This window comes from Novosphingobium olei (genome assembly GCF_037076535.1).
Classification (GTDB): domain Bacteria; phylum Pseudomonadota; class Alphaproteobacteria; order Sphingomonadales; family Sphingomonadaceae; genus Novosphingobium; species Novosphingobium olei.
The window spans coordinates 2,216,035-2,227,230 of the sequence record NZ_AP029021.1; the positions used below are offsets into that span (position 1 = coordinate 2,216,035).

Here is an 11,196-nt window from a genome sequence, read left to right on the forward strand (position 1 = left end):
CGGCAGGGCGCACAAGTGGCCCCTGCCGTTTCCCGTTTCGGGGATCGGCGCCAGGAAGGTCCCACCATGTCGTTCCGCCTGCCCCGCCCGGCCCGCATGATCTTCGGCCTTGGCCTTGCGGCTGTGGGCTTCCCGGCGATGGCCGCGCCCGATCCCGGCCTCCAGGCCTTTCTGGAGAGCACCGTGGCACAGGTCCGCGCGCGCAACCACCTGCCTGCCGTTGCCGCCGTGGTGCAGATCGACGGGCGGATCGTTGCCGAAACCGCACAAGGCCTGCGCGCCAACGGCTTTGCCGAGAAAGTCACGACCGGCGATCTCTGGCACATCGGCTCCGATACCAAGGCGATGACCGCCACGATGATCGCCCGCTTGGTCGAGCGCGGCCTGCTGCGCTTCGACGAGACGATGGGCGAGGCATTCCCCGATTGGGCGGCGACGATGGACCCGGCGATGCGCAAGGTGACGATCGTCCAGCTGCTCAGCCACACCGCCGGGCTCCTGCCCGTGACCGACGACAAGGACCTCGACAGCGTGATGGCGATCGCCGGCCCTGCAAGCGGCGGCTGGCAGGTGCAGCGCGCCAATGTCGCCCGCGCCTTCCTGTCGCGTCCGCCCGCCACCGCCGTGGGGGATTTCGCCTATTCCAACCTCGGCTACATCATCGCCGGCGCCATCGCCGAAGCGCACACCGGCAAGCCGTGGGAACAGCTCGTGGCCGAGGAAGTGTTCGCCCCGCTCGGCATGATGCACTCGGGGTTCGGCAACCCCGCGCTGCCCCACGCCCACGACCAGCCGTGGGGCCACAAGCCGGTGCGCGGCAGGCTCGTCGCCATCGATCCGGGTTCGCCGGGCAGCGACAATCCGCCGCTGATCGGCCCGGCCGGCATGGTCAGCCTGCCGCTGCACGACTGGCTGCTGTTCGCGCAGGACCAGCTCGACGGCGTCCACGGACGCGGCCGGCTGCTGAAGCCCGAAACCTATGCCCGGCTGCACACGGTGGTGGTGGCGCCCTACGCGCTCGGCTGGGGCGTCAAGCCGGGGGCGGACGGCAAGCCCGACCTGCTGACCCATTCGGGCAGCAACGGTTACTGGCTCGCCGATATCCGCATCATGCCCCGGCACGACATCATCACGCTGCTGGTGACCAACGCGGGCAACGATGCCGCCAACAAGGCCATCGTCGAGATCGGCAAGCCGCTGCGCGACCGCCTCAAACCCTTCGATTGACCTGCCTTCGATGGAACGGCGATCGACCGACCGGCGCCGCGATCAGGCGGCGTCGGCGAACCGGTCGAGCGCGGCCAGCGGGCTGTCGGGCCAGCGCGACAGCACCAGCAACCGCTTGTGTCCGTGGCCGATGGTCAGTTCGTCGGTCACGCCCATGCCGCCGTGGAACTGGATCATCTCGTGGCCCAGCGTCACCCCGGCTGGCGCGATGTAGGCGCGCGCGCCCGCCACCGCCTTGGCAAAGCCGTCGGTGCCGCTGCTGACCATCGCAAGGTTGAGCAGCGCGCGGGCCTGTTCGATCACGCCATACTGCGCGGCCATGCGGTGCTGGATCGCCTGGAACGATCCCAGCGTCACGCCGAACTGCTTTCGCGTGCGCAGGTAATCGAGCGTGTCGTCGAACAGGCGCTGCATGATGCCCAGCCCTTCGGCCGACCGCGCCAGCGATGCCAGCGTCTCGGTCTCGGCAAGCTCGGCCTGTCCGCCGGCTAGCGCAACCGCAGGCGTTCCCGCCAGTTCGAGCCGCACCGCCACCGATCCGTCGGCCATGCGCCAGGGCGTGGCGACAAGCCCAGCGGCCCGCGCTTCGACGAAGTAGAGGCCAAGCCCTTCGGCATCGCCCGCCGCGCCCGCTGCGCGCGCGCTCACGATATAGCCATCGACGCCCGCCCCGGCGACGACGCAGGCCTTGGTCCCGGTCAGTTGCGCCTCGGCCCCCGCACCTTGCGCGCGGGTTTCTACCCACAGGCTGCCATCGCGGCTGCCGGCTTCGGCATGGCCCAGCGCGATGCGGCGGCTGCCGTCGAGCAGCCCGGCAAGCCAGGCATCGCGCAGCGCATCGGGTGCCACTTGCGCGAACAGGCGCGCCGCAACCAGCACGTTGTCGATCAGCGGTTCGACCACCAGCCCACGGCCCAGCGCTTCGAACACCGTAGCGATGGCCGTGGCATCCAGCCCCAGGCCGCCATGTTCTTCGGCAAACGGTGCGGCGATCAGGCCCAGTTCGCCCAGCAGCGACCAGTTGGCGCGCGAGAAGCCTTCGTCCGCCGCGACGTATTGGCGGCGGCGATCGATGTCATAGTGGTCCTCGACGAAGCGCTCGGCCAGGGCCTTGAGCATTTCCTCGTCTTCGGTGAGGTCGAAGTTCACGAAGGGTTCCCTCTGTCCAACAGACGGCCAGCCCTACCACCGTCGAACACTTCGCCACGCTCTGCAAAAAGCTAGGGCTCTTGCGGGAATGTGATGATTGTTCAGCGCCTATAAGACCCCTATGAACCAAAAGGCATTTTGGGAGAGTTGCGGTGCTTTCGGTGGAATCGATCGACCGGGTCCGGATCAGTGGACCTGGAGACGTGCGGCGCGCAGCCGAGGCGCTGCACGAATTTGCGCTGGCCGCCGGGATGCGCGCCGCGCCCGCCCACGACATCGCGGACAAGCGCACGCCGGTGGACGCAGACGGCAACATTCTGGCCAACGACGTGTTCGGGTGGAGCGATGAAAAGGTGTGGTGGCGCAATTCGCGCATCGCGCTCGATTCGCCGATCACATCGGCCTGCCGGTTCGAAAGCGAACCGTTCTGGGTCAATGCCAGCGGGTTCCACACCCGCCAGCCCAACCATTACCTCAACGCGATCGACCTCACCAATTTCGAAACGCGCGCGATGACCCGCGCCGCGATCGTCGTGCCGGTGCACCTGCCCTTCGGCCAGATCGGCGCGGTCAGCTTCAACCCGGTCGATCCGACGGTGACCGAGCTGGATGACGCCTTCCTCGAACATGGCGATGCCTTCGGCGTCTATTCGCGCACGTTCATTGCCAGCTACGTCCACGCCATGGGCTCGGTCCAGGCGCTGCCGCCGGGCTCGCGCCTGTCGAAGCGCGAAGTCGAATGCCTGCGCTGGGCGGCGATCGGCAAGACCGACCTCGAAATCAGCATGATCATGGGCCGCAGCCGCGCCACCGTGCGCTTCCACATCCACAACGCCTCGATGAAGCTGAATGCGGTCAACCGCAGCCAGACCGTCTTCAAGGCGGCGCAGCTTGGTTACATCTCGCTCAACACCTGAAGGCACCCCCGCATGACCGACAAGCCGTTCGATCCCGTCGCCGCCTGGGCGGACATGGTCCAGAAGTGGGAGCAGGAGATCAACGGTTGGTCGGCGAAGATGACCGACAACGAACAGTTCGGCGCGCTGGTCGGCAACGTTTCGCGCATCCAGCTGGTGGTGCAGCGGATGGTGGCCGAACAGATGGAATCGATGCTCACCACCCTCGCCATGCCGACCAAGGCGCAGGTCGAGGAACTGGCCGAGCGCATGGCGGGGATCGAGGATTCGATCGACCGCCTGCGCCTCGCCATCGAAGCGCGCGTGCTCGCGCAGGGCAATGCGCCGGTCGATGCAGCGCCAGCGCCGGTGGAACCGAAACGCACGCGCAAGCCGCCGGTGAAGGGATAAGCCGGCCTTGGCGAGCGGAACCGAACCAAGCCGGGAAGACATCGCCGAGCGGGTCCGCCGCGAAGTGGACCGGGCGCTCAAGCGCAACATCAAGGGGCTCGAATTCCTGACCGCCGGGCGGCAGGACGTCGGCGCGATGAAGAAGGAGCTGGTGCACCGCGAAGGCACCGCGATGCTTTACCGCTTCACGCCGGTGGTCGACGAGATCTACCGCCTGCCGCTGCTGATCGTCTCGCCCCCCAGCAACAAGGGCTACATCTTCGACCTCGCCCCCGGGCAGAGCATGGTCGAATACCTGCTGCAGCGCGGCTACGACGTGTTCAACCTCGACTGGGCGCCGCCGCGCCACGATGAAAGCCACCTCGGCCTGGCGGACTATGTCGATCGCTTCATCCCCGACAGCATGGCCCGGATCGAGGAGATCACCGGCGAACGCGAACTGACGCTTGCGGGTTACTGCATGGGCGGCACGCTGGCGACGATCCATACCGCGCTTCATTCGGGGCCGGAGGCGCAGGGCGCGGCGGCCAACCGCGTCACCAACCTGCTGCTGTTTGCCACTCCCATCGACTTTGCGACGATGCGCCTGTTCCAGACCTGGGCCGACCAGCGCCACTTCGATGTCGACATGATGGTCGAACGGCTGGGGGTGATCCCGCCCGAACTGATGCTCGGCGCGTTCGATCTTGCCCGCCCCGCCAACCGCACGGCGGGCCGCATGCATCTGTGGACCAACATGTGGAACGACGAATTCGTCCGCTCCTACCGCATGTTCGATCGCTGGGCGGCGGAAACGCTGCCGGTGCCGGGCGAATACTTCCGCGAACAGATCAAGAAGCTGATGTGGGACAACGGCCTGGTCAACGACCGGCTGGAGGTAGCCGGGCGCATCGCCCACCTCTCGTCCATCACCTGCCCCATCCTCAACATCATCGCGCAGCACGATCACGTGGTCAGCCGCGAAGCCGCCGGCCCGCTGATGACGCTGACCGGTTCGACCGACCGCGAGGAAATCATCTCCAAGGGCGGCCACGTCAGCCTCGTGGCCGGCCCCGCAGCCTTGCGGCGCTTGTGGCCGCTGATCGACGACTGGCTTGGCAAAAGGTCCGTTTGATGTCCCAGACCGTTTCCTACCCCCGCACCATCGTGGCCAAGCAGCACCGCATGACGGTGCGCCCGCTCGCCGCGCACGATGCCGACGATATCGTCGCCTTCGCACGCTCGATCCCCGCGCACGACCTGCTGTTCCTGCTGCGCGATATCCGCAACCCCAAGGTCGTCGCCGCCTGGGTCGAACAGGTGGAGCGTGGCCAGATGGCCAGCCTCGTCGCGCACGACGCCAATGGCAAGGTGGTGGGATGCACCGCGCTGGTGCGCGACGAACTCAGTTGGTCGCCCCACGTCGCCGAGATTCGCATCGTGGTGGACCCGTCCTTGCGCGGCAGCGGCTTCGGCCGCGCCTTCACCCAGGAATGCATGGCGCAGGCGCTGGACCTGCCGGTCACCAAGATCGTCGCCCGCCTCACCCCCGATCAGGCCGGCGCGCTCAAGGTGTTCGAGGACATGGGCTTCGTGCCCGAAGCGCTGCTGCGCGACCATGTCCGCGATGCCGAGGGCGAAACGCACGACATCGCGATCATGGCGCTCAATATCGACCGCCAGGGCGGCCTCAAATCCGCTTACGGCATGGGTTGAGTCGAAATGCGCTGAGCGCGCGCGTTCAGGGATAGAACGCGGCGAACGGTCCCGCCTTTTCGAACGGCCGCCAGCCGCCTTCGGGCAAGGCGAGGCGGTCTGCCACGGCATAGAACACCGCCGGGTTCGACACGAAGCCGAAGTGCGAACAGTGCACCTCGATGTTCTCGGTCCGCGCGTCGGTCCCGCTTACGCAGTTCTCCCACGCGGTGATCCCGTCGGTGCGGCTGTAGATCGCGCTCGACGGCACCGGCAGCGGCTGGTGCCCCTGCGCATAGCGCGCCGATGTCTCGTTGCTCGAAACCTTGTTGCCGGTCAGCAGCTCGTAGAGCGAGGTCAGGCTGGTCGCGCGCGGGTTGCCGGTGAACGGGCTGCCCAGCGTGATCACCTGCCGCAACGCGCCGTCCGGCCCTTCGCGCCGCGCCGCCTCGCGCGCGATCACGCCGCCAAGGCTCCATCCCACGAGGCTGACCTTCGCCCCGGCCTTCTGCGCGATCTCCTCGATCCGCCGCGCCACGTGCTCGCCATTCTCGCCCGCGCTGTGCTGGTCAAGGTTCCAGCCAAGGTCCCACGGGAACACGTCGTAGCCGACCATCTGCAGATAACGGCGCAGCAGCGCGGTCATCGCATCGTTGGTGGCAAAGCCGGGCAGCACCATCACCGGATGCCCATCGCCGCGCGGCGTGGAAAACAGCAGCGGCCAGCTCAGCGCCAGCGCCCCGGCTTCGGCCAGAAAGCGCGGACTTTCCAGCATCGTCCAGCCGAAATGCGGGCGGCGGATATCGGCCACGGCGGGCGCATCGCCCGTTGCGGACCCGGCCCGCACGTCCTTGAACTTGATCACCGCCATCAGCCTGAACTTCCCTGCAGCGCGCGGGGGGCGTTCGCGACCCGCGCCTCTCCCCGTCTTCGCACCGGCACAATGGCACACTGGCAAAAGGGGTAACCCTAGCGTTTTGCAGAGTCGTCGTTGCCCGCGCGGTGGCGCTTAAGAGATGAATGAAGGAATCGATTGACGGGGCCGGGGCCAGAATGCGCGCTATCGCCGAAGGAATATGGACGGACGAGGCAGAACCGCGCCTGATCGGGGGTGTCGACGCCGATACCGGCCGGGTGGTGTTCCCCTGCCCGCCGGGCGGACGATACGAACCGCGCGCCCTGTCGCGCACCGGCACGCTGTGGTCCTACACGATCCAGCGGTTCCGGCCCAAGAGCCCGCCCTATGCCGGGCCCGAAGCGTTCCGCCCGTGGGCCGTCGGCTATGTCGAGCTGCCCGGCGAAGTGATCGTCGAAAGCCGCATCATCAACGTGCCGTTCGAGGATATCCGCATCGGCATGCCGCTGGAAATGACGCTGGTCCCGCTCGATCCCGAAGCGGCCGATCCCGTCCTGATCCACGCCTTTCAACCCATAGGAGCTGCGGCATGAGCGGCGACGTCTGCATCGTCGGCATCGGCATCCACCCCTTCGGGCGCACCGATGGCGTCTCCGGGCTCGACCAGGGCGTGTTCGCCGTCCGCCAGGCGCTCGCCGATGCGGGCATCGCGTGGCAGGATCTCCAGTTCGCCTATGGCGGCTCGGACGCGGCGGGCAATCCCGATACCATGGTCGAACGGCTCGGCCTGACGGGCATGCAGTTCATCAACGTGCGCAACGGCTGCGCGGCGGGCGGTTCGGCGCTGTTTTCGGCGCAGATGGCGATCAAGTCGGGTGAATTCGAGCTTGGCCTTGCCGTCGGCTTCGACAAGCATCCGCGCGGTGCGTTCAACGCGCTGCCGTCGGAATACAACCTGCCCGACTGGTACGGCGATGCGGGCTACATGGTCACCACGCAGTTCTTCGCCAACAAGATCACGCGCTACATGCACCTGCACGGCATCAGCCGCACGACGCTCGGCCGGGTCGCCGAAAAGGCGTTCCGCAACGCGGTGCACGCCCCCCACGCCTGGCGGCGCGAACCGGTGGCGCTCGACGAAATTCTCGAAGGCGCGATGGTTTCGGACCCCTACAGCAAGTACATGTTCTGCTCGCCGGCTGAAGGTGGCGTCGCGCTGATCCTGGCCAGCGAGAAGAAGGCGCGGGAACTCGGCAAGCCGCTGATCCGGCTGAAGGCCGCAGCCATGCGCACCCGCCCGCCCAAGAGCTTCGAGGTCTTCGCGCCTTCGGTCGAGCTCGGCGGCGGCACCGCCACCGCCACGCAGATCGCATCGGCGGCCGCGTTCGAGATGGCCGGCATCGGCCCGCAGGACATCGCCATCGCGCAGCTGCAGGATACCGAATGCGGTGCCGAAATCATGCACATGGCCGAAAACGGCTTCTGCAAGGATGGCGAACAGGAAGCCTGGCTTGCTGAAGGCCGCACCGAAATCGGCGGCGCGCTGCCGGTCAACACCGATGGCGGCTGCCTAGCCTGCGGCGAACCGATCGGCGCTTCGGGCTTGCGCCAGGTCTACGAAAACGTCGTGCAGTTGCGCGGTGATGGCGGCGGCCGCCAGGTTCCGGGCGACCCCAGGACCGCCTACACCCATGTCTACGGCGCGCCGGGCGTTTCGGCCGTCACCATTCTCGAGCGATAAGACCCAAGATGGATATCGAGCTTTCCCCCGACGACCTTGCCTTCCGCGACGAAGTCCGCGCGTTCCTGGCCGCCAACCTGCCGCAGGACGTGAAGGACGGCGCCGCCGCCTCGCCCACCGTCTTCGTCGAACCCGACATCGGCCAGCACTGGAACCGCGTGCTCAACGAAAAGGGCTGGCTCGCCTACCAGTGGCCGAAGGAACACGGCGGCACGGGCTGGAGCCCGGTGCAGCGCTACATCTTCGAGAAGGAATGCGCGCTCGCCGGCGCCCCCAACCTCACCGTGCTGGGGCTGAAGCTCGTCGCCCCGGTGATCTACACCTTCGGCACGGCGGAACAGAAGGCGAAGTACCTGCCCCGCATCCTGTCGGGCGAAGATTACTGGTGCCAGGGCTTCTCCGAACCGGGCTCTGGTTCCGACCTTGCCAGCCTGCAGACCCGCGCGGTGCTGAGCGAGGATGGCAGCCACTACAAGGTTACGGGATCGAAGATCTGGACCACCCACGCGCACTGGGCGAACATGATGTTCACGCTCGTGCGCACCAATGCCGAGGTCAAGAAGCAGGCGGGCATCAGCTTCCTGCTGATCGACATGAACCAGCCTGGCGTCTCGGTGCGGCCGATCCTGACGCTGGCCGGTGATCACGAAGTGAACCAGGTCTTCCTCGAAGACGTGGTCGTGCCGGTCGAAAACCGCATCGCCGAAGAAGGCGACGGCTGGAAGCTCGCCAAGTTCCTGCTCGAAAACGAGCGTGGCGGTTCGTGCCACGCGCCCAAGCTCGGCTACGATCTCGATCAGGTGGAAGTCATCGCGCAAGGGCAGAACGACGGTTTCGGCGGCACGCTTGCCGAGGACCGCGACTGGAAGCGCCGCGTCGCCAAGGTGCGGCTCGAAGTCCAGGCGCTCGAGATGATCGAGCTCAAGATCCTGTCGGAAGTGGCCAAGGGCCGCCCGCCCGGCCCGCAGACTTCGCTGTGCAAGCTGCTCGCCTCGAACCTGCGCCAGGACGTCGACCTGCTCGCGGTCGATGCGCTCGGCACCGCCGGCCTCCAGCTTGACACGATCCGCCCGCTCTATGGCGACAACGCGCCGCCGCCGGTGCAGGGTCGCGAAGCGCAGGTTGCCGCAGCACGCTATCTGAATTCTAGAGCGTGGACTATTTTTGGTGGGACAAACGAAGTGCAGTCGGGCATCATCGCCAAGACAGTACTGGGACTCTGAGGGAAGAAGCAGGATGCAGCTGAGCCGTGAGGCGCTATTGCGCGCCTATCGACAGATGAAAGTGATCCGGGAGTTCGAAGAACGGCTCCACGTGGATATCCAGACCGGCGAGATCGCCGGCTTCACCCACCTCTACTGCGGCCAGGAAGCCGTCGCGGTGGGCGTGTGCGAACACCTTTCCGATGACGACAAGATCGTGTCGACCCACCGCGGCCACGGCCATTGCCTCGCCAAGGGCTGCGACGTGAACGGCATGATGAAGGAAATCTGGGGCAGCCGCGAAGGCCTGTGCAAGGGCAAGGGCGGATCGATGCATATCGCCGATGTCGACAAGGGCATGCTCGGCGCCAACGGCATCGTCGGCGCGGGCGCTCCGATCGCGGTCGGCGCGGGCATCGCCGCCAAGATCGATGCCAAGGGCGCGGTGGCGATCGCCTTCTCGGGCGACGGCGCGTGCAACCAGGGCACCACCTTCGAAGCGATGAACATGGCGGTCGTCACAAAAGCCGCATGCGTGTTCGTTTTCGAAAACAACCACTACTCCGAACACACCGGCTTCGAATATGCCGTGGGCACCAGCAACGACATCGCCAGCCGCGCCGAAGCCTTCGGCATGAAGGTGTGGCGCGGGGACGGCACCGACTTCTTCTCGGTCTACGAGACGATGCGCGAAGTGCTCGACTATGTCCGCGTGCCCGGCAACGGCCCGGCGGCGGTGGAATTCGATACCGAACGCTTCTTCGGCCACTTCGAAGGCGATCCCCAGCGCTACCGCGGCCCGGGCGAGCTCGACCGCATCCGCGAGATGCGCGATTGCCTCAAGAACTTCCGCAAGAGCGTGACCGACGCCAAGCTGCTCGACCACGCCGATCTCGATGCGCTCGATGCCGAAGTGCTTGAAGCGATCGAGGAATCCGTCCGCCAGGCCAAGGCCGCCCCGCGCCCGACCGCCGAAGACGTCCTTGCCGACGTCTACATTTCGTACTGATCGGGGGAGCGAACGACATGGCCAAGATGATGTATCGCGACGCCGTCGTGACGACGATCGCGGAAGAAATGGAGCGCGACGAAAACGTCGTCGTGCTGGGTGAAGACGTCGTCGGCGGCATGGGCACGCCCGGCGGCCCCGAAGCCATCGGCGGGATCTGGTCGACCTCGACCGGCCTCTATGGCAAGTTCGGCGCCGCGCGCGTGATCGACACGCCGATCTCGGAAAGCGCCATCGTGGGCGCGGCGGCGGGCCTCGCGCTGTCGGGCAAGCGTCCGGTGGCCGAACTGATGTTCGCCGACTTCATCGGCGTTTCGCTGGACCAGATCTGGAACCAGATCGGCAAGTTCCGCTACATGTTCGGCGGCAAGACCAAGTGCCCGGCAGTGATCCGCATGGCCTATGGCGCGGGCTACAACGCCGCCGCGCAGCACAGCCAGGCGGTGCACCAGATGCTGACCGGCATGCCCGGGCTCAAGGTCGTGATGCCCAGCACGCCCGCCGACGTTAAGGGCCTGCTGCGCCAGGCGATCCGCGACGACGATCCGGTGATCTTCCTTGAACACAAGGCGCTCTACGGCATCACCGGCGAAGTGCCGGACGACAAGGACTTCACCATCCCCTTCGGCCACGCGCGCCTCAGCCGCGCGGGCGAGGACGTGACGATCGTTTCGACCGGCCTGTTGCTGGGCTTCTGCGAAGCGGTGGCCGACAAGCTTGCCGCCGAAGGCATCGGCTGCGACGTGATCGACCTGCGCACCACCAGCCCGATCGATGAAGAGACCATCCTCGATTCGGTCGAAGTGACCGGCCGCCTCGTCGTCGTCGACGAAGCGCCGCCGCGCTGCAGCCTTGCCAGCGACATCTGCGCGACCGTGGCCAACAAGGCCTTCGCCAGCCTCAAGGCGCCGCCGCAGGCGGTCAACCCGCCGCACACCCCCGTCCCGTTCGCGCGCGAGCTGGAATCTGCCTACCTTCCCTCGGCCGACAAGATCGAGGCGGCGGTGCGCAAGGTTCTCTCTTACCGCTGA

Annotated in this window: 12 protein-coding genes; 10 read left to right on the forward strand and 2 right to left on the reverse strand. The window is 66.8% G+C overall.

From position 1 onward, the window contains the following. Positions 1-66: 66 nt before the first annotated feature. Positions 67-1,227, forward strand: a complete 1,161-nt coding sequence (locus tag AACH40_RS10450; RefSeq protein WP_338642359.1) for a serine hydrolase domain-containing protein — start codon at positions 67-69, stop codon at positions 1,225-1,227. A gap of 42 nt (positions 1,228-1,269) precedes the next feature. On the opposite strand, the gene AACH40_RS10455 is transcribed toward AACH40_RS10450, so the two are convergent. Beyond that, positions 1,270-2,376 (reverse strand): acyl-CoA dehydrogenase, encoded by a 1,107-nt coding sequence (locus tag AACH40_RS10455; RefSeq protein WP_338642360.1) that lies wholly within the window; start codon positions 2,374-2,376, stop codon positions 1,270-1,272. A 152-nt stretch (positions 2,377-2,528) separates the two neighbouring features. Here AACH40_RS10455 and AACH40_RS10460 point away from each other — a divergent pair, with 152 nt between their 5' ends. From AACH40_RS10460 to AACH40_RS10475, 4 genes are read left to right on the forward strand one after another with little or no spacing between them, the layout of a single operon-like run. After that, positions 2,529-3,293 carry a LuxR C-terminal-related transcriptional regulator gene (locus tag AACH40_RS10460; RefSeq protein WP_169492989.1) on the forward strand — a complete coding sequence of 255 codons (765 nt, stop codon included), beginning with the start codon at positions 2,529-2,531 and terminating at the stop codon, positions 3,291-3,293. Between the two features lie 12 nt (positions 3,294-3,305). After that, positions 3,306-3,683, forward strand: a complete 378-nt coding sequence (locus tag AACH40_RS10465) for a hypothetical protein (protein ID WP_338642361.1) — start codon at positions 3,306-3,308, stop codon at positions 3,681-3,683. 7 nt (positions 3,684-3,690) lie between these two features. Next, positions 3,691-4,797, forward strand: a complete 1,107-nt coding sequence (locus AACH40_RS10470) for an alpha/beta fold hydrolase (RefSeq protein WP_169492991.1) — start codon at positions 3,691-3,693, stop codon at positions 4,795-4,797. Next, entirely contained in the window at positions 4,797-5,378 is a 582-nt protein-coding gene (locus tag AACH40_RS10475; RefSeq protein WP_338642363.1) for a GNAT family protein, read from the forward strand. Before AACH40_RS10470 ends, AACH40_RS10475 begins: the two co-directional genes overlap by 1 nt. 25 nt (positions 5,379-5,403) lie before the next feature. Here AACH40_RS10475 and AACH40_RS10480 read toward each other — a convergent pair whose 3' ends face one another. Next, complete coding sequence (locus AACH40_RS10480) at positions 5,404-6,228, reverse strand: alpha/beta hydrolase (RefSeq protein ID WP_338642364.1); 825 nt, start codon at positions 6,226-6,228, stop codon at positions 5,404-5,406. A gap of 149 nt (positions 6,229-6,377) precedes the next feature. Between AACH40_RS10480 and AACH40_RS10485 the strand changes: the two genes are divergently transcribed. From AACH40_RS10485 to AACH40_RS10505, 5 genes are read left to right on the forward strand one after another with little or no spacing between them, the layout of a single operon-like run. Beyond that, the gene (locus AACH40_RS10485; RefSeq protein ID WP_420874036.1) at positions 6,378-6,806 is read left to right on the forward strand and encodes a Zn-ribbon domain-containing OB-fold protein; all 429 of its coding nucleotides are present in this window, start codon (positions 6,378-6,380) and stop codon (positions 6,804-6,806) included. After that, positions 6,803-7,954, forward strand: coding sequence for a thiolase family protein (locus AACH40_RS10490; RefSeq protein WP_338642365.1), 1,152 nt, complete (start codon positions 6,803-6,805; stop codon positions 7,952-7,954). Before AACH40_RS10485 ends, AACH40_RS10490 begins: the two co-directional genes overlap by 4 nt. An 8-nt stretch (positions 7,955-7,962) precedes the next feature. Next, positions 7,963-9,177 carry an acyl-CoA dehydrogenase family protein gene (locus AACH40_RS10495; protein WP_338642366.1) on the forward strand — a complete coding sequence of 405 codons (1,215 nt, stop codon included), beginning with the start codon at positions 7,963-7,965 and terminating at the stop codon, positions 9,175-9,177. A 13-nt stretch (positions 9,178-9,190) separates the two neighbouring features. Beyond that, a complete protein-coding gene (locus AACH40_RS10500; RefSeq protein ID WP_169492995.1) occupies positions 9,191-10,165 on the forward strand; it encodes a thiamine pyrophosphate-dependent dehydrogenase E1 component subunit alpha in 975 nt (324 codons plus the stop codon). Positions 10,166-10,182: 17 nt separating this feature from the next. Next, a complete protein-coding gene (locus AACH40_RS10505; RefSeq protein WP_338642367.1) occupies positions 10,183-11,196 on the forward strand; it encodes an alpha-ketoacid dehydrogenase subunit beta in 1,014 nt (337 codons plus the stop codon).